Raw genomic sequence first — 16,386 nt, 5'->3', positions numbered from 1 at the left:
CATCAGTTCATGATGTTCTCGGTAAACCACTTGCGCCATTCGGCAGTTTTTTCGGCGCGCAGCTTGTCGTCGATAACAATGGCCTGGGTGTCCCATTGCTGTTTGGTCGTGAAGACGCCAGGAAGCGCGGCGTCTTCTGGCGACACCTTGGCGTTGTCGATGACGGGGCTGGCCTTCTTGGCAGCCACGATCTTGGCCTGTACCTCTGGCGACAGCGCGATGTTCATGAACTTATGGGCAAGGTCGTTCTTGGCGCTGCCTTTCATGATGGCCATGGTATCCACGCCCAGCACCGCGCCCTCCTTGGGCATTGCCACCTTGATGGGCACGCCCTGGCCGATCATGTAGTACGCGTTCATGGACAGCACGACCTGCACGGGCGTTTCGCCGGCGGCGATCAACTGCTGGCTGTTGGCATCGTTGGTGTAGAAGGCCTTGAAGTTGGGTTTCAAGGCTTTGAGTTTGTCCTGTCCCTTTTCCCAGGTGGCGGCGTCCCCGCCGGAGAGCAGGGCGGATACGTCGATGATATGGCTGGGGTCGAAATCGGGCGCGGACAGCTTGCCTTTCAATGCCGGGTTCCAGAGATCGTTCCAGCTGTTGAAGGTGATGCCGGCGGGAACCAGGTCGGGACGGTAGCCGATGGTGTACACGTAGGCCCAGCTGCCGATGTGGTACGGGCTGATCTTGGCGCGGTCGACCAGGTGCGAGTAATTGGGGATCTTGCTCAGATCCAGTTTCTCGTACAGGCCGGCGTTGACATAGAGCCAGCCGATGTGCGACGTGGTGAACGTGATGTCGCTTTCAGGCTTGGTGGCGAGCTTGGCCTTGTTCAGGCGGTCTATGGTGCCGCCGGTGATGTACTTCACGGGGACGCCGGTCTGCCGCGTGAACTCGCGACCGATATTCTCGTCGATGAGATCCCGGAAGCTGCCGCCCCAGGTGCTGACCACCAGCGCGTCCTGCGCCTGCGCCGCGCCGGTAAGAGCCGCGCCGGCAAGTATTCCGGCGCAAATGAGTTTCTTGATCATGACAACCCCTTGTCTATATGGTTGACTACAGAACCTGCTCGAGGAAATTCTTCAGGCGCTCGTTTCGGGGCGAACCAAAGAACTGTTCAGTGGGCGCGGTCTCGATGATTTCGCCTCGCTCCATGAAGACGCAGCGGTCGGCCACCCTGCGGGCAAAGCCGATTTCGTGGGTGACGCAGATCATGGTGATGCCGGTTTGCGCCAGGTTTTCCATAATGCGCAGTACCGAGCCCACCGATTCCGGATCGAGCGCCGAGGTCGGCTCGTCAAAGAGCATGATGCGCGGGCGCAGGCAGAGCGCGCGCGCGATGGCCACGCGCTGCTGCTGCCCACCGGAGAGCTGGATCGGATACTTGCCGGCCTGTTCGATCACATTGACTTTGGCAAGATACTCACGCGCTGTTTCTTCCGCTTCGCGAGCCGGGACCTTCAAGGCGATCTTCAGCGCGAAGGTGCAGTTGTCCAGCACCGTCATATGCGGAAAGAGGTTGAAGTTCTGGAACACCATGCCCAGCTGGCGCCGGACTTTCTCCACGTCTTCGGGGCGCCGTGTCAGTTCGGCGCCATTGACGCGTATGTCGCCCGAGTCATGCTGCTCCAGATGGTTGATGCAGCGTATGAGGGACGACTTGCCCGACCCGGAGGGACCGCAAAGAATGACGATCTCTCCGTTCGAGACTTCGAGGTGGATATTCCGCAGCGCGTGGAACGTGCCGTAGAACTTGTTCAAACCCGAGATAGAGACCGCTGGCGCGCAATCGGACAGGGTGGAGGCGGCAGGCGGCGTGATGCGGGACAGGATGGCAGTCATGATGGTTCGCGCTCTATGATCGTTCGGCCCGGCGGCTCAGGTCCTGGCGAGGTAGCGGTTCAACTTGCGATCCGCGATCGAGAAGCCCAGGCGTATGCAATTGGTGATGCACCAGTAGATGGCCGCCGCCGTGATCAAAGGCGTGAACGGGTCATAGGTGTAGTCGAACACGGTGTTGGCCGCCGCGGTGAGGTCGACCAGCGTGATGGCGCTGACGGCCGCCGTGCTTTTCACCATGATCAGCAACTCATTCTGATAGGCGCGCAGCACATAGCGCGCCACCAGCGGGAGTTTTAGGCGGAACAGGATCTGCGCGGGCTTCAGACCCAGCGTCTGCGCGGCCTCAATCGTGCCCCGGGGTATCGCCGCCAGGCCCCCGCGGATGATTTCCGCCATGAAGCCGGAGTGCGTCAAAGCCAGGCCCAGCCACGCGCAGACATAGGCGTTGGAGAAGACGTTCCACAGCACGGTGTCGCGCACGATGGAGAATTGCGGCAGTCCGCTGTAGATCAAATACAGCAGCACGAGGCTGGGCACGCCGCGGAAGAAGCCGATGTAGCTGCTGGCGAAGAGGGCGCGCGGGCCGGGCCGGAAACTTGCCAGGGCCACCGGCAGCGCCAGCAGCAGACCGATGACCAGCACCGGCAACAGCACCGCGAAGGTGGTGCCGGCGCCGGCCAGCAGTTTGGGCAGGCTGTCCCAGGCTACCTGGAAGTCAAAGTGCATGCGACGCTCCCTTGGTCACGACAGGATGGAAGCCGCGCGCAGCCCATGTTTCGACGCGGCGGGCCACGTAGTAGGTGAGCCAGGTCATCGCCAGGAAGAAGGCGGCCGCGAGCAGGTAGTAGACAAAGGGTTCCTTGGTCACGCCGGAGGCGAGCTTGGCGTAGGCCATGATTTCCTTCAGGCCGATCAGGGAGATGAGGGCGGTGTCCTTGAGCACGACGATCCACATATTGGTCATGCCGGGCAAGGCCAGCCGCAGCATCTGCGGCAGGATCACCTTCAGCCAGATGGCGGTGCGCGGCACCAGCAGCACCCGCGCGGCTTCAAACTGGCCGTGGGGTACGTTCTGTATCGCGCTGCGGATCAGGTCGGCCAGGTAGGCGCCATACACCATGCCCAGCGCCGCCACCGCCGCCATGAACGGCGTCACCTCGATGCGCTGGCCTATGCCGAACGGCGCGAGCAGGCTGGCGACGATCTGCGAGCCGCCGTAATAGAACAGGAAGCCGACCAGCAGCGAAGGCACGCCCGTGAAGATCGAGGCATACGGAATCCAGACGATTCTGGCCAGCCAGGTCGGCCGCAGCGTGATCAGGGCGAAGAACGTCCCGATCGCGAGCGCCAGCAGATAGGCGCAGACGGCGACCTGGATCGTCATCATCGCGCCGGTCGCGAGTTGCTGCACGAAACCCATCGAAGGCATGAGGTATTCCTGGCAAGCGTGTGGAGAGTTCCGCCCGACCCGGCGAGCTCGTGCCAGGGACCCGGGCGGCGCGAGCGGATCCTGCTAGCGGCAGGCCTTTTCCTCTGGCAGGAGCTCCACTTCCATGTAGGGCTTGCGCAGCTTGGTGAAGGTGCAGTCCTTGATGATGGTTTCCAGCGTGGCGTTCATGCGGTTGAGCAGGTCGCCACTGTCCTTGCGGGCGATCCAGCTCGAACCGGCTTCGCCGCCGCCGGTCCACAGATCGCCGCCAGCGAATTTCCAGTTCTTGCCCTGGGGCTTGGACAGGAACTCGTTGGTCCAGCTGATCTTGGGACCCAGGCTCATGTCCAGCCGGCCGTTGGCCAGATCGAGCCGGATCTGGTCCGGGTTGTCATAGAACACGATCTGCACCGCGTTGCCGAATGTCTCACCCACGTACTTGGCTTGGGCCGAGCCGCGTTGCAGGCCGATGCGCACGCCCTTCAGGCCCTCGGGCGTGAAGGTGTAGTTCTTGGCCTCGGGCACCACATAGGAGTCCGGATTGAACAGGACCGGGCGGCCGAACAGCACTTTTTCCTTGCGCTCGGGCAACGGCTTGGTCTGGCTGACCACGGCGTCCAGTTTCTTCTGCAGCAGTGCCGGGATCAGCGCCTTGAAGTCCATGACGACGATTTCGCAATCGACCTTCATCCGCTTGCACATCTCGCGCGCCAGATCGGGTTCAAAGCCGGTCAGGCGGCCTGAAGGGTCGACCATGCTGAAGGGCGGATAGCTGCCTTCGTTGCCCAGCACCAGCTTCTCGGCCTGGGCGGACGTTACAGCGAACAGGGAGGCACCTGCGAGTGTCAGCGCCGTGATGGTTTGGTGTAGATGCATTATTTCCCCTTGCTTATTTATTGGTCATGCACTTCGTTGAATGGTCTACATCGCTGCGGCCTTGCTCAGGTTGCCGTCGAACAGCGAGCCGTAGCCGGGCTTGGCGCCCGCTGCGCCGGTGAGATCCAGGCAATGCCAGAACGAGGCCTGGATGGCCGAGATCACCGGCTTGCCGAGTTTCTGTTCCAGCGCCTCGATGGCGCCGACGGTGCGGAAGTTCGTGCACGAGACGAAGATGGCCGTCGCATCGGTGTGGTCGACCGAGAGCACGTGGTCGTAGACCTTCTCCAGCGAGACCTCGGCCAGCGCGTGATCGTCCGAGATGCCGAGGCAGGCGCTCTTGACCACTTCATGGCCGTTTTCCTGCAGGAAGCGGATGGCGCGCTCATGGATCTCCGGAAGATAGGGGGTGGCCAGCGCAACCTTGCCCGCCTGGACTTTCTTCAACGCAGCGAGCGTCGCGGTGGAGGCGGTGGTGATCTGAGGCCCCGGCACCCATTGCCGCAGCTTCTGGATGAGCGCCTGATCGTAGGCGGTTCCATGCAGGAACGAGGCGCTGGTGCCGCCGAACAGCAGCACGTCGATGGGAGCGGCGCCGGCCAGCCGGGCGGCCTGTTCGAGTTCCGGCGCGTTCATCATCTCTTCGATGCCTTGCACGGTGACCTTGGGCAGCTTGATGCGCGCCGTATGGGTGGAAACCCCTGGAGCGGACATGGCCCACATTTCTTCTTCCATGACGACGCTGGAAGCGATGTAGATCAACCCGATGCGGGCCAGATCGCCCGAGCCGTCATAGCGGAATCGGGGATAGGCGGCTTGCGCGGGCGTTGAGGCGGTGTTCATCCGGATCCCTTGTAAGGTGAGGTTGCTGCGGATTGCATCAGATGGCGTCGGCCGTCGATCCGGGGGCGGGCATTGCCGCGCCCGCCGCACCGGCCATGCCAGCGAAAACCAATGATGCGAGAGGCGATCCGAGGCACCAAGTCGCCTTTTCCGTTGGCATGGATAGATTTTCCTGATGGCCCGGCGACGCCGGCGAAGCAGGACCGAGGCACATCGCGCAGGGTGCCGCCCGCGTCAGGATTTCCGAGACGGGACGCCGGAAAAAACAAATAGGCTGCGGTGTCGCTTGGGCCGACCATCAGTGGGCAGCTCACGGCCTTGCGATGCCGCCAGCCAGGCGGGTGCAGGGTCTCCGGATAAACCCTAATGCAGATACGAGCCATGAAGCACAAGCGCATACGCACCTTCAATACCAAGGCGACCTACCCTGAACAGAACCTCGACAACGATCTGTGCCAGGCCGTCATTGCACGCGGCAGCACCGTCTTTTTGCGCGGGCAGATCGGCCAGAACCTGGACACGTCGGAGAGCGTCTGCATAGGCGACGCGGCGGGCCAGGCGGAGCAGGCGATGAAGAACATCGACATGCTGCTCAAAGAGGCCGGCGGCGAGTTGCAGGATATTTGCAAGATCACCATCTACATCATCGATCCGCGCTACCGCGAGCAGGTCTATCGCGTGGTCGGCAAATGGCTCAAGGGCGTATTCCCGGTGTCCACCGGCATCGTGGTGTCCGCGCTGGCCCGTCCCGAATGGCTGGTGGAGATCGACGCGACTGCCGTAATTCCGGATTGACGCCGCAGGAGGCCCTGGTCATGACTTTCTCCATCATTGCCCGCTGCCCGGCCACTGGCCAATTCGGCGCGGCCGTCTCGTCCTCCTCGCCCGCGGTCGCGGCGCGTTGCATCCGCGCGCGTTCGGGCGTGGGCGCGGCGGTCAGCCAGAACATTACCGACCCGGCCCTGGGGACCCTCATCCTGGACGCCATGGGCGAGGGCAGCACGCCGCAGAGCGCGCTGCAGGCCCTGGCGGAACGTCCTTTCATCAGCTACCGGCAGCTGATGGCCATCGACGCCACGCAGGCGCCGGCCATCTACACCGGTTCGAACGCGCTGGGCCGGCTGGCCGACGCGCGGGGTGAAAACGCCGCCTGCGCCGGCAATATGCTGGCGTCGCTGGATGTGCCCGCAGCCATGCTGGCGGCCTTCGAGCAGGCGTCAGGTTCATTGGCCGAACGCCTGATGCAGGCCATGCTGGCGGGCCAGGCGGCTGGCGGGGAGGAAGGGCCCGTGCATTCGGCGGGACTGCTGGTGGTGGCGGACCTGGATTGGCCTATCGTCGATCTGCGCATGGACTGGGTCGAGGAGGGGCCGGTCGAGCGGCTCTATGAGGCCTGGAAGGTTTACGAACCGCAGATCCAGGCCTACATCACTCGCGCCAGGGATCCGCGCGCCGCGCCGACCTTTGGCGTGCCGGGCAATCCGTGAGCGCTTGCGGCGAGTGCGAGAAAACCCGAGGAGCGCCATGCCCCGCTGTCAGGGCATAGTGGATACACTTTTGCTCGGTGCGGTGGACGCTGGCGCCGGGCCGCGCCGGCGGCCCGCACAGCGGACCGCCGCCTCCCTCCAGCCTGCTCCAGTTTTCTCACTTCGGACTATGCTCAATCGCATTTCGCTGCGCCAGATGGAGTACTTCGTCGCCACGGCCAAGCATGGCAGTATCGCCGCGGCATCCAGCCAGATCCACATTTCGGCGCCGTCGATCTCGGCTGCCATCGCGCATGTCGAAACCGAGCTGGACGTGCAGCTATTCGTGCGGCATCCGTCCAAGGGCCTTGCCCTGACGGTGCTGGGCCAGCAGGTCATGAGCGAATGCGAAGATCTGCTCGAGCGCGCGTCGCGCCTCTACAAGATCGCATCCGTCTCCAGCAACACCATCCAGGGCACCTTGCGCGTGGGCTGCTTCCAGTCGCTCACGGCCATGATCGCGCCCGAGGTGATATTCGGGTTTTCGCGCGCATTCGAAAAGGTCGAGCTGCACATGGTCGAAGGTGACCAGCAGTTGCTGATCGACAAGCTGCATACGCTGGAGATCGACGTTGCCCTCAGTTACGACTTGAGGCTGGGCGACGAGATATCGTTCGAGGCGCTGGCGCGCCTGCCGCCTCATGTGGTGGTCAGCGAACTGCATCCGCTGTCGCAGCAGATCGCGGTAACGCTGGAAGAGCTGGCGCGTTTGCCCATGGTGCTGCTGGACCTGCCCCTGAGCCGCGATTACTTCATGTCCTTGTTCGCGAAATTCGGCCTGGAGCCGAATATCGTGGCGCGCTCGCGTTCGGAGGAAGTGGTGCGATCCATGGTGGCCAACGGCATCGGCTACGCCTTGTTCAATGTGCGGCCCAAGTCCACCCAGGCGCTGGATGGCAAGCGGCTGGTGCGGCTGCGCCTGGTGGGCGAACACCGACCCATGCTGCTCGGCCTCACCACCTACAAACCGATGAAGCCGTCGCGCCTGACCGAAGTGTTCATGCAGCGTTGCCGCGCCTATATCTCGGATCAGTACATTCCGGGCATGAGCGAAGGCAGTTTCTTCGATCCCTACGTGCCTCCCGAAAGCAAATGAATGGGCGGCGCACGCCGTCCGTCTTCCGCAGGTCCCATGCCATGAACAAGCCTTCCCCGGACAACAGTCCAGACCTATTACGCGAATTGCTCGCGTTTCAATCCGTCACGCTGACGCCCAATATCGAACTCATAGAACGGATACGGGAATTGCTGTCGCGGGCGGGAATCCCGTCCACGCTGGTGGCGGATCCGCAGGACGCCAGGCGCAGCAATCTGTATGCCTCTGTCGGTCCCTCGGATGTGCCCGGCATCCTGCTCTCGGGCCACACCGACGTGGTGCCCGTGGCGGGGCAGCCCTGGACCACGCCGCCCTTCGAGGCGACCGAGCGAGACGGCCGCATCTATGGGCGGGGCAGTGCCGACATGAAGGGCTTCGTCGCATGCGCCGTGATGGCCATGATCCGCGCGGCCCGCCTGCCGCTGGCGCGCCCTCTGCATCTGGCGCTCTCGTTCGATGAGGAAATCGGCTGCGTCGGCGTGCGCCATCTGCTGCGCGCGCTGGAAAACGTGGAGCCGGCGCCCCTGCTGTGCGTGGTGGGCGAGCCCACGTTGATGAAGATAGGCACCGGCAACAAGGGCAAGGCGGCCTACCGGGCCATATGTTGCGGCCAGGCGGGCCATTCCGGGCTGGCGCCGCATTTCGTCAATGCCATCCATACGGCCAGCGATCTGATTGGCGCGCTGCGCGACGTACAGCGCGACCTCGCCGAACACGGGCCGCGCGAGGCCGGCTATGACGTGCCGTACACCACGGTGCATGCCGGCACCATCAAGGGCGGCACGGCGCTGAACATCGTGCCTGCGGAATGCGAAGTCAATTTCGAGATCCGCAACGTCGCGCAGGATGATCCGAATCAGATCCTGGAGCGGGTGCTGGCGTTGACCAAGGCGAAGATGCGCGCTGCGGGCGCCCGGCAGGAAGCGGAGCCGCCCCGGGTCGAAGTGGTCAACAGCTACCCTGGCCTGGCCACGGCCGACGACTCGGCGGCCGTGGCGCTGCTGGCCTCGTGGCTACCGCCGGAAACGCCGCTCACCAAGGCGGCCTTCGGTACCGAAGGCGGGCTGTTCCAACAACTGTGGGCGCAGACCTCGGTGCTGATCTGCGGACCCGGCAGCATCGAAGTGGCGCACAAGGCCGACGAATACGTCGAGCTCACGCAGCTGCACGCCTGCGACGCCATGCTGGAGAAACTGACGGAGTATCTGATGGTTTAGGGCTCGCCCGCCGCGCGGCAACGTTTTGAATCAATCGCCACGTGAGCCCTGGCTTCGAGAGCCTGCTATAAAAGCGGCTACAGCTTTTCTGTAGGGCCAGGAAATGTCCATTCAAACGTTGAGCCGCTGGGGTGTGGCGATTTTTGCGGCTGCGCTGATGGCGGGCTGTTCTTCGAGCGGTTCCAAGACTCCGGATAAGGGGGCAGCCAAGTCGTATTCGTCCACCGCCCGCGCTGGCGGCGAGTGTGCGAGCCGCAGCAAGTGCATCTACAAGGGCGCTTACGAGTCGGGGGAACGGAACTACGCCGAAGCGGAAGCCAAGCGCCTGAACATGGCCGAACTGGAGCGCCTGCGCCGCGCTTTCGGCAATTGAACCAGGCAGGAAACCGGCGCGCGCCCACGCCTGAAGAAATCATGCGGCACTACGACGCGGACCCGGACGAAGACCCCTGGGTTCGCGGCAGACCTGCGCCGGAGCCGGTCATGGTCGTAGCCTATGACCCGGCGTGGCCCGTCTGTTATGGCCGGCTGGAAGCACAGGTGCGCCAGGCATTGGGAACGGCCGCGCTCGCGGTCGAGCATATGGGTTCGACCGCGGTCCCCGGCCTGCCCGCCAAGCCGGTAATAGACATCGATCTGGCCGTGGCCGATCCCGTGCGCGAGGACGCGTATGTGCCGGCGCTGGAGGCCATCGGTTACGTGCTGGTCTTGCGGGAGCCATCCTGGCATCAGCACCGCCTGCTGCAATTGGCGTCGCCGCGCGTGAACTTGCATGTATTCGGCCCCGATTGCCCGGAGAATATCCGTCACCGAATGTTCCGGGACTGGCTGCGAGAGCATGAAGCGGACCGCGATCTGTATGCCCAGGCCAAGCACGACGCCGCCAGCGGCGTGATGCAGGTCATGGAATACAACAAGCGCAAAGAGGCCGTCTTGCGCCAGATCTACGAACGCATGTTCCGCGCGGCTGGGTTCATCTGAGGCGCGCCGCAGCGGGCGCGCCCGCTGCCCGTTTCAATAGTGGCTCTTGAGCGGCACGGCCGGGTCGGCCAGCGCTTCCCGGGGCGGATTCAGCCCCAGTTCCAGGAGTTTGCGCGCCGCCAGATGGTCCATCGGAGCGTTGATGGATTCGACGCAGACGAGGTGGCCGTCAGCGAAATGCAGGATCGAGAAACTGCCTGGCTTGGCGCCCGGGCGCAGCAAGCGTTCGGTGTCCGGCGGAGCCAGGCCGGCGATCTGCAGACGCAAGGCGCCTTGGTCGGACCAGAACCAGGGCAGGGCGTGATAGGGCGTTTTTGTGCCGAGCAGGACGCCGGCCAGCGTGCGGGCCTGATCATTGGCGTTCTGGACCGACTCCAGCCGCAGGGTCTTGCCCCAGCGCGCATACGGAAAAGAGGTGCAGTCGCCTATGGCGTAGATGCCGGGCGCCGAGGTCTGCATCAGGGCGTCGACCACGATGCCGTTCAGGCAGTCCAGGCCGGCGGCCTGCGCCAGCGTGATTTCGGGTACGGCGCCGATGCCGGCGACCAGCAGGTCGACCGGGTGCTCTGCGTCATTGACCACGATGCTGCGCACGCGGCCGTTCTCCGTCCGGATATGTTGCAGGTCCGAGGACAGGCGCAGATCGACGCCGGACTCATGCAGCACGCGGGCGACATGTTCCGAGGCCTCGGGCGACACGGAACGGGCCAGCAGCCGGGGCGCGGATTCGAAGACGGTGACCGGCCGGCCCAGGGCGCCGGCCGTGGCGGCAATTTCCAGGCCGATGAAACCGCCTCCCACGACGGTGACCGAAGGCGCATCGGCGATCGCGGCGCGCAGGCGCGCGGCATCGTCGGCGTTGCGCAGGTAGATCAGGTTCTGCAGATCGTCAGGCACGTCGGGCAGGCGCCGCGCGCGGGTGCCCGTAGCGAGTACCAGGGCGTCGTAGTCCAGTTGCTTGCCCGAGGCCAGCGTCAGGCGGCGCGCATCGCGGTCTATGCCGACGGCGGGATCCGCCAGCAGGACCTGCACGCCAGCGTTGGCGTAGGCGGTCTCTGGGCGCAGCAATTGGATCGGGGCTTCCGGATCCTTGATGAAAGTCTTGGAGAGCGGCGGCCGGTGGTAGGGCAGCGAGGCTTCCTCGCACACCAGCGTGAGGCTGCCGGGAAAGCCGCCTTCGATCAGGCTGGCGCACAATTGCGCCGCCGCGTGGCCGCCGCCGACAATGACCACCTTTTGCATGCATGACTCCTGTTCTGCCTGGCCCGGTTGCGGGCGGAATCGGCAATCCTACCGCAGGTGGCGGCGGGAAGGGCGGCATGAAGAGGAGGTGGCGGGCGTTGCGCGCATCGGGGAACGCGTGCCGCACCCTTGCGCGCGGCAGGGAAAAACCGGACTCAGGCGCCCGGCAGCATGTAGCGGGCGGAAACGGCCAGGATGCGCTGGGCGGATTCGCGCAGCATGCGCGCTTCGCGGTGGGCGTTCAGGGAAGCCACGGCGTCGTAGCGGCGCGCGCTGAGCGGGCCGGCCAGCAGCACGGGACGGCGGGTAAGGATCGGGGATATCAAACGTTGCATGTGGAGCATTCCTGCGGGCGCCAGGCCCAGTCGATGCCAGGCATCGTAAGTCGGCCAGGAGCGGCGGCCAACGAAATACCTTTCATATGGATATCCGGGGCGTTCCCGCCTGCGGGTTCCGGATTTCCGAACGCCAGTATGGCGCGCGAGTATGACAGCCATATGCCAGGCGGCCATGGGGTCTTCCCCAGGATGCTTGTGAATTCTAATACTACGCGGTAGCATTAAAAAAACGAATGCTGGATCGGAGACGGAAATGGCATTGCCCTTGGAAGGTCTGCTGGTGATCGCGGTGGAGCAGGCTGCCGCGGCGCCCTACGCATCGTCGCGCCTGGCCGATGCCGGCGCGCGCGTGATCAAGATCGAACGCGCGGCCGGCGATTTCGCGCGCGGCTACGACGGCGCGGTAATGGGCGACAGCACCTACTTCGTCTGGCTCAACCGCGGCAAGGAATCCATCGTGCTGGACTTCACGCAGCCGCAAGACCTGGCGCTGTTGCGCACCCTGATCCTGCAGGCCGACGTGCTGATCCAGAACCTGGGGCCGGGCGCGGCAGAACGCGCCGGCTTCGGCTGGAAGGAAATGCGCGCCGCGAATCCCCGGCTGATCACTTGCGACATCACCGGTTATGGTGAGTCCGGTCCGTATGCGGACATGCGGGCCTACGATCTGCTGGTGCAAGCGGAGTCGGGCATTGCGTCGGTGACGGGTACGCCGGAGGCGCCCGGCCGGGTCGGCATATCCGCCTGCGATATCGGCACCGGCATGTATGCGCATGCGGCCATCCTGGAAGCGCTGCTGCAGCGTGAACGGACGGGAGAGGGCAGCGCGCTGCACGTGTCGTTGTTCGATGCAATGGCCGACTGGATGACGGTGCCGTTGCTGCATTACGACTACGCTGGCACCGTCTGGCCGCGCGTGGGCCTTGGACACCCCACCATCGCGCCGTACGGCGCCTTTACGTGCCAGGGCGGCCAGTCGCTATTGATCGGCGTGCAGAACGACGGTGAATGGCGTCGCTTTGCCTGCGACGTCCTGCTGAAACCCGAATGGGTCGACGACGCGCGCTACCGCAGCAACCGCGACCGTGTGCAGCACTCGGAAGAACTGAAAACCGCTATCGAAACCGTGCTCGGCTCGGTGGACCTGGCGGAACTGCGGCGGCGCCTGACACTGGCGAAGATTGCCTTCGCCTCGGTCAATGGCGTCAAGGAATTGTCCGCGCATCCGCACCTGCGCCGCTCGGAAGTGCGCACCGCGCATGGCGTGGCATCCATTGTGGCGCCGCCCGCGCAGGTGCGCGGAGAACCGCGGCGCCTGGGCGACGTGCCCGCAATCGGCGCCCACACGCAGGCGATCCGCGCTGAGTTCGCGGGCGCCGGCAAGCAGGGCTGAGGGTAGAATTTCGCGTTTGTTTCCGGTACAGCAAGGACATTATGGGACGGCCTAGCCTGATAGACAGCACGGAAGGAATCGAGAAGCGGCTCGGCATTCTCGATGCGGCCGCGTCCGTGTTCATGAACCTGGGCTTCTCCGCGGCATCGCTGGACGACATCAGCGTGGCTTACGGCGCCACCAAAGGCATCATTTATTACTACTACCGCAACAAGTCGGCGCTGTTCTTCGCCGTGCAGCGGCGTGCCATGGAGCTCACCCGCGAAGCGATCGAGCCGCATGCCCTGTCCGCGGAGCTGCCGGCCGTCAAGCTGCGGAAAATGGCGCACGATCACACCGTGCTGATGATGGAGCACCTGGCTTATTTGCGCGTTGCCGCGCAAGGCCTGGAGCTGCATCTGACGGGCCGCACCACCGCATCCGAGCGCGCCGAACTGGAAGAGATCCTCAAACTGCGCGCCGCGAACGAAGCGCTCTATGTTCGAGTCATCGAAGAAGGAGTGGAGAGCGGCGATTTCCGTGCGATGGATGCGAAGCTGCTGGTCAAGCCGCTCCTTGGCGCCCTGAACTGGACGTCGCGCTGGTATCACCCGCGCAAGAACGAAACCGCCAAGGATCGCGAGCGTGTCGCCAGCGAGCTGGCCGGTTTTGCGGTCAGCGCCTTGTTGCCGCATCCGCAGTAAACGCCATGCCGCGCCGACAAGCCAATGCGCGCGGCTTTTTTTAACTCGTTTTAATACTGCTTAGTATTATTTAAATAACGGACGACAGCGATTCATGGCTCCGAAAATCCTGGTGGAACGCGCAGGTTTTATAACTACGGTCATCATCAACCGGCCCGAAGTGCGCAATGCGCTGGACCGCGAAGCAGCCTTCGAGCTGGCGCGCGCGCTACGCGAATTCGATGCCGACGAGCAAGCCCGGGTGGCCGTCTTGTGCGGCGCTGGCGGCGCCTTCTGTTCCGGCGCGGACCTGAAAGAGCTGGCTGCGGGCACCGATTACGAGCCGTGGGCGGGCAGCCCGGAGGGACCCTTGCACGCGCCGCTATCCAAGCCCGTCATCGCGGCGGTGGCCGGGCACGCCTGCGCGGGCGGGCTGGGGGTGGCACTGTGGTGCGATCTTCGCATCGCGGAGGAGAGCGCTTCGTTCGCCGTGCTGTCGCGACGCTGGGGCGTGCCCATGAGCGACGGCACGACCGTGCGCCTGCCGCGTCTGATAGGCATGAGCCGAGCGCTGGACATGTTGTTGACCGCCCGTATCGTGCAAGCCCCGGAGGCCGAGCGCTTTGGGCTGGTCAATCGGGTCGTGCCAGACGGACGCGCACGCGCCGAAGCCGAGGCGCTTGCCCATCAGATGGCGCAGTTTCCGCAGATCGCCATGCGTTCGGACAGGCAGTCGGCCTACGCCCAGGCAGCGCTGTCCGAGCGGGACGCAGTGGCCGCGGAGATGGCTTACGCCGCCGCCGCGCGCAAGCTGGAGGCGCGTGCCGGCGCACAGCGTTTCGAACAGGGGGCGGGCCGCCATGGCGCCTTGCCCGAGACCGATCAGGAGTAGACCATGCGAGCCGTTATCTGCCGGGGACTGGACGATCCGAGCCAAGTCAGCGTCGAGACCTGCGACGCGCCGCCCTTGCGGGCGGACAGCGTGCGCATCGAAGTGCATTCGTGCGGCGTGAGTTTCGCTAACCTGCTGGTGCTGCAGGGCAAGCACCAGAATCGGCCGCCGCTGCCCCTGACTCCGGGCACGGAAGTCGCGGGCATCGTGCGGGAATGCGGGCCCGGGGTAACACTGTTCCGGCCGGGCGACCGCGTGGTGGCAGGTGTGCAGTCGGGCGGCTTCGCCAGCGAAGTGGTGGCGCCGGTCGACACGACCTTCGCTTTGCCGGACGGCGTGGACTTCGACAGTGCCGTGCAGTTTCCGACCATTTACGCCACGGCTTACGGCGCCTTGCGCTGGCGCGCGCATCTGCAACCGGGCGAGACCGTGCTGGTGCATGGCGCCAGCGGAGGCAGCGGGCTGGCGGCGATTGAAATCGCCAAGCGACTGGGCGCGCACGTGATCGCATGCGCCAGCACTCAGGCCAAGCTCGATGCGGCGCGGGCCCATGGCGCCGACGAGGGACTGAATTATCGGACAGGCGGGTTCCGCGACGCGGTGCTGTCGCTGACCGGCGGACGGGGCGCCGACGTCATCTTCGATCCGGTAGGCGGCAAGGTGTTCGAGGAATCCCTGCGCTGCGTCGCGCCGGAAGGCCGGTTGATTCCCATGGGATTCGCCGGCGGCGAGATTCCGCAGATCCCCGCCAACATCCTGCTGGTCAAGAACGCCACCGCCATCGGCATCTATTGGGGCTACTACATGGGCTGGGGCAGGGTGGCCGTTCCTCCCGAGCGCCGCGCGGCGGTGCGCGCCGCCTTCGCCACGATGTTCGATTGGGTCGTCGAGGGGGCGCTGAAACCCTACACCCAGCAGACCTACGCGCTGGAAGCCTACGAGGACGCATTGGCCGCGCTGGCTTCGCGTGAGGTCATTGGACGGGTTGCGTTGCATCCACAGTCGTTTTCCTGACCGCGGGCACAGGCGCCCGCAATACCAAAAACCGATAACAAGGCACCATCAAAGGAGTTGGAGACATGAAGCGATTGACCACCATGCTCGCAGGCGCCGTGCTGGCGCTGGGCGCCCAGCTTAGCCACGCTTTTCCGGACAAGCCGATCCGGCTGATCGTTCCGTATCCTCCCGGCACCGGCACGGACACCTTGGCCCGCTACACCGCGCGCCAACTGGAGGCCAAGCTTGGCCAACCCGTGATCGCGGAGAACCGGCCCGGAGCAAGCGGCATCATTGCGACCCAGACGGTCGTGTCGGCGGCGCCCGACGGCTATACGCTGTTGCTGGCGGCCAATGCGCCGGTGGCCACCAATGTCGCGGCGTTCGCCAAGCTGCCCTACGATCCGCTGGTCGATCTGGCGCCGGTCGCAGTGCTGGCGCAGGCGCCGATGGGCTTCTACGTCTATCAGGACTCGCCTTACAAGACGGTCGCGGACCTGGTTGCCGCCGCCAGGAAGGATCCGAAGAAACTGAACTACGGAGCGGGTAGCGCTACCTATCAGATTGCCACTGAATGGTTCCTTTCACTGGCGCAGGCCAGCGCCAACGGCATTTCCTACAAGGGGGCGGGCCCGGCGCTCAATGACCTGGCGGGCAAGCAGGTCGATTTTGTGATTGCCGAGTACAGCGGGGCGCAGGCCCTGGTGCAGGCGGGCAAGCTGCGCCTGCTGGCAGTGACAACCGACAAGCGGCTGGCCAGCGCGCCGGACGTGCCCACCCTGCAGGAGCTCGGTTTCAAGGACTTCTTCAAGGTCGCATGGTGGGCCATGTTCGCGCCGGCCAAGACGCCCGCACCGGTCGTGAAGACGCTGCAGGACGCCCTTCTCGAGATCTATGCCGATCCCAAGACGCAGGCTTTCCTGGCGCAAAGCAATTTCATTTCCTTCATCGGCGATGCGGCCGCGTTGGCCAAGTTCCAGAAGAAGGAAATCGAACTTGAAATCGCCACCGCCCAGAGCGCCAACATTCCCAAGCAATAGCGCGGCATCCACCACA

19 protein-coding genes are annotated in these 16,386 nt (G+C 64.6%); 11 read left to right on the top strand and 8 right to left on the bottom strand.

Features of this window, described 5'->3' with window-relative positions; genetic code table 11:
- Window positions 1-2: 2 nt before the first annotated feature.
- The 6 genes from CEY08_RS03580 to CEY08_RS03555 form a co-directional block, all read right to left on the bottom strand.
- A complete protein-coding gene (locus CEY08_RS03580) occupies window positions 3-1,028 on the bottom strand; it encodes an ABC transporter substrate-binding protein (RefSeq protein ID WP_076815971.1) in 1,026 nt (341 codons plus the stop codon).
- Window positions 1,029-1,053: 25 nt separating this feature from the next.
- Window positions 1,054-1,839 carry an amino acid ABC transporter ATP-binding protein gene (locus CEY08_RS03575; RefSeq protein ID WP_063960077.1) on the bottom strand — a complete coding sequence of 262 codons (786 nt, stop codon included), beginning with the start codon at window positions 1,837-1,839 and terminating at the stop codon, window positions 1,054-1,056.
- Between the two features lie 36 nt (window positions 1,840-1,875).
- Window positions 1,876-2,565, bottom strand: a complete 690-nt coding sequence (locus CEY08_RS03570; protein WP_042796673.1) for an ABC transporter permease — start codon at window positions 2,563-2,565, stop codon at window positions 1,876-1,878.
- Window positions 2,555-3,268 (bottom strand): ABC transporter permease, encoded by a 714-nt coding sequence (locus tag CEY08_RS03565; protein ID WP_042796674.1) that lies wholly within the window; start codon window positions 3,266-3,268, stop codon window positions 2,555-2,557. The genes CEY08_RS03570 and CEY08_RS03565 overlap by 11 nt, the downstream gene beginning before the upstream one ends.
- Window positions 3,269-3,352: 84 nt before the next feature.
- Window positions 3,353-4,144 carry a transporter substrate-binding domain-containing protein gene (locus CEY08_RS03560; RefSeq protein ID WP_042796675.1) on the bottom strand — a complete coding sequence of 264 codons (792 nt, stop codon included), beginning with the start codon at window positions 4,142-4,144 and terminating at the stop codon, window positions 3,353-3,355.
- Window positions 4,145-4,189: 45 nt separating this feature from the next.
- A complete protein-coding gene (locus CEY08_RS03555) occupies window positions 4,190-4,987 on the bottom strand; it encodes a maleate cis-trans isomerase family protein (RefSeq protein WP_076815969.1) in 798 nt (265 codons plus the stop codon).
- A gap of 381 nt (window positions 4,988-5,368) precedes the next feature.
- On the opposite strand from CEY08_RS03555, the gene CEY08_RS03550 reads away from it, so the two are divergent.
- The 6 genes from CEY08_RS03550 to CEY08_RS03525 all read left to right on the top strand — a co-directional run bounded on the left by CEY08_RS03550 (window position 5,369) and on the right by CEY08_RS03525 (window position 9,807).
- Window positions 5,369-5,782: a RidA family protein gene (locus tag CEY08_RS03550; protein WP_063642128.1), complete on the top strand. Its 414-nt coding sequence runs from the start codon at window positions 5,369-5,371 to the stop codon at window positions 5,780-5,782.
- A 20-nt stretch (window positions 5,783-5,802) separates the two neighbouring features.
- Window positions 5,803-6,474, top strand: a complete 672-nt coding sequence (locus tag CEY08_RS03545) for a DUF1028 domain-containing protein (RefSeq protein ID WP_076817971.1) — start codon at window positions 5,803-5,805, stop codon at window positions 6,472-6,474.
- 169 nt (window positions 6,475-6,643) lie between these two features.
- Window positions 6,644-7,609 (top strand): LysR substrate-binding domain-containing protein, encoded by a 966-nt coding sequence (locus CEY08_RS03540; protein ID WP_076815967.1) that lies wholly within the window; start codon window positions 6,644-6,646, stop codon window positions 7,607-7,609.
- 41 nt (window positions 7,610-7,650) lie between these two features.
- A complete protein-coding gene (argE, locus tag CEY08_RS03535) occupies window positions 7,651-8,826 on the top strand; it encodes an acetylornithine deacetylase (protein WP_042796679.1) in 1,176 nt (391 codons plus the stop codon).
- 103 nt (window positions 8,827-8,929) lie between these two features.
- Complete coding sequence (locus CEY08_RS03530; protein ID WP_076815964.1) at window positions 8,930-9,199, top strand: hypothetical protein; 270 nt, start codon at window positions 8,930-8,932, stop codon at window positions 9,197-9,199.
- Window positions 9,200-9,240: 41 nt separating this feature from the next.
- The gene (locus tag CEY08_RS03525) at window positions 9,241-9,807 is read left to right on the top strand and encodes a GrpB family protein (RefSeq protein ID WP_042797591.1); all 567 of its coding nucleotides are present in this window, start codon (window positions 9,241-9,243) and stop codon (window positions 9,805-9,807) included.
- A gap of 33 nt (window positions 9,808-9,840) precedes the next feature.
- Here the strand turns inward: CEY08_RS03525 and CEY08_RS03520 are convergent, their stop codons facing one another.
- Together CEY08_RS03520 and CEY08_RS03515 are read right to left on the bottom strand one after the other, a co-directional pair.
- The gene (locus CEY08_RS03520; RefSeq protein ID WP_063642126.1) at window positions 9,841-11,049 is read right to left on the bottom strand and encodes an NAD(P)/FAD-dependent oxidoreductase; all 1,209 of its coding nucleotides are present in this window, start codon (window positions 11,047-11,049) and stop codon (window positions 9,841-9,843) included.
- Between the two features lie 155 nt (window positions 11,050-11,204).
- Window positions 11,205-11,384 carry a hypothetical protein gene (locus CEY08_RS03515; RefSeq protein ID WP_042796681.1) on the bottom strand — a complete coding sequence of 60 codons (180 nt, stop codon included), beginning with the start codon at window positions 11,382-11,384 and terminating at the stop codon, window positions 11,205-11,207.
- Between the two features lie 256 nt (window positions 11,385-11,640).
- Here CEY08_RS03515 and CEY08_RS03510 point away from each other — a divergent pair, with 256 nt between their 5' ends.
- The 5 genes from CEY08_RS03510 (at window position 11,641) to CEY08_RS03490 (ending at window position 16,370) form a co-directional block, all read left to right on the top strand.
- Window positions 11,641-12,780 (top strand): CaiB/BaiF CoA transferase family protein, encoded by a 1,140-nt coding sequence (locus CEY08_RS03510; RefSeq protein WP_063960079.1) that lies wholly within the window; start codon window positions 11,641-11,643, stop codon window positions 12,778-12,780.
- 41 nt (window positions 12,781-12,821) lie between these two features.
- Window positions 12,822-13,463: a TetR-type transcription factor C-terminal domain-containing protein gene (locus CEY08_RS03505; protein WP_063642124.1), complete on the top strand. Its 642-nt coding sequence runs from the start codon at window positions 12,822-12,824 to the stop codon at window positions 13,461-13,463.
- Between the two features lie 94 nt (window positions 13,464-13,557).
- Window positions 13,558-14,334, top strand: a complete 777-nt coding sequence (locus CEY08_RS03500; protein ID WP_076815961.1) for a crotonase/enoyl-CoA hydratase family protein — start codon at window positions 13,558-13,560, stop codon at window positions 14,332-14,334.
- Between the two features lie 3 nt (window positions 14,335-14,337).
- Complete coding sequence (locus CEY08_RS03495) at window positions 14,338-15,348, top strand: NADPH:quinone oxidoreductase family protein (protein WP_076815958.1); 1,011 nt, start codon at window positions 14,338-14,340, stop codon at window positions 15,346-15,348.
- A gap of 65 nt (window positions 15,349-15,413) precedes the next feature.
- Window positions 15,414-16,370: a Bug family tripartite tricarboxylate transporter substrate binding protein gene (locus tag CEY08_RS03490; RefSeq protein WP_042796685.1), complete on the top strand. Its 957-nt coding sequence runs from the start codon at window positions 15,414-15,416 to the stop codon at window positions 16,368-16,370.
- Window positions 16,371-16,386: the final 16 nt, after the last annotated feature.

Origin of the sequence: Achromobacter insolitus, from assembly GCF_002209555.1 — a bacterium.
Lineage (GTDB): Bacteria > Pseudomonadota > Gammaproteobacteria > Burkholderiales > Burkholderiaceae_B > Achromobacter > Achromobacter insolitus.
Note: the sequence above shows the minus strand (reverse complement) of the source record. Positions and strands in the feature narration are given on the sequence as shown.

Bases quoted from the DNA above. Each gene is read 5' to 3' on its own strand.
- CEY08_RS03580 (WP_076815971.1), bottom strand. From the start codon at position 1,028: ATGATCAAGAAACTCATTTGCGCCGGAATACTTGCCGGCGCGGCTCTT.
- CEY08_RS03575 (WP_063960077.1), bottom strand. From the start codon at position 1,839: ATGACTGCCATCCTGTCCCGCATCACGCCGCCTGCCGCCTCCACCCTG.
- CEY08_RS03570 (WP_042796673.1), bottom strand. From the start codon at position 2,565: ATGCACTTTGACTTCCAGGTAGCCTGGGACAGCCTGCCCAAACTGCTG.
- CEY08_RS03565 (WP_042796674.1), bottom strand. From the start codon at position 3,268: ATGCCTTCGATGGGTTTCGTGCAGCAACTCGCGACCGGCGCGATGATG.
- CEY08_RS03560 (WP_042796675.1), bottom strand. From the start codon at position 4,144: ATGCATCTACACCAAACCATCACGGCGCTGACACTCGCAGGTGCCTCC.
- CEY08_RS03555 (WP_076815969.1), bottom strand. From the start codon at position 4,987: ATGAACACCGCCTCAACGCCCGCGCAAGCCGCCTATCCCCGATTCCGC.
- CEY08_RS03550 (WP_063642128.1), top strand. From the start codon at position 5,369: ATGAAGCACAAGCGCATACGCACCTTCAATACCAAGGCGACCTACCCT.
- CEY08_RS03545 (WP_076817971.1), top strand. From the start codon at position 5,803: ATGACTTTCTCCATCATTGCCCGCTGCCCGGCCACTGGCCAATTCGGC.
- CEY08_RS03540 (WP_076815967.1), top strand. From the start codon at position 6,644: ATGCTCAATCGCATTTCGCTGCGCCAGATGGAGTACTTCGTCGCCACG.
- argE (WP_042796679.1), top strand. From the start codon at position 7,651: ATGAACAAGCCTTCCCCGGACAACAGTCCAGACCTATTACGCGAATTG.
- CEY08_RS03530 (WP_076815964.1), top strand. From the start codon at position 8,930: ATGTCCATTCAAACGTTGAGCCGCTGGGGTGTGGCGATTTTTGCGGCT.
- CEY08_RS03525 (WP_042797591.1), top strand. From the start codon at position 9,241: ATGCGGCACTACGACGCGGACCCGGACGAAGACCCCTGGGTTCGCGGC.
- CEY08_RS03520 (WP_063642126.1), bottom strand. From the start codon at position 11,049: ATGCAAAAGGTGGTCATTGTCGGCGGCGGCCACGCGGCGGCGCAATTG.
- CEY08_RS03515 (WP_042796681.1), bottom strand. From the start codon at position 11,384: ATGCAACGTTTGATATCCCCGATCCTTACCCGCCGTCCCGTGCTGCTG.
- CEY08_RS03510 (WP_063960079.1), top strand. From the start codon at position 11,641: ATGGCATTGCCCTTGGAAGGTCTGCTGGTGATCGCGGTGGAGCAGGCT.
- CEY08_RS03505 (WP_063642124.1), top strand. From the start codon at position 12,822: ATGGGACGGCCTAGCCTGATAGACAGCACGGAAGGAATCGAGAAGCGG.
- CEY08_RS03500 (WP_076815961.1), top strand. From the start codon at position 13,558: ATGGCTCCGAAAATCCTGGTGGAACGCGCAGGTTTTATAACTACGGTC.
- CEY08_RS03495 (WP_076815958.1), top strand. From the start codon at position 14,338: ATGCGAGCCGTTATCTGCCGGGGACTGGACGATCCGAGCCAAGTCAGC.
- CEY08_RS03490 (WP_042796685.1), top strand. From the start codon at position 15,414: ATGAAGCGATTGACCACCATGCTCGCAGGCGCCGTGCTGGCGCTGGGC.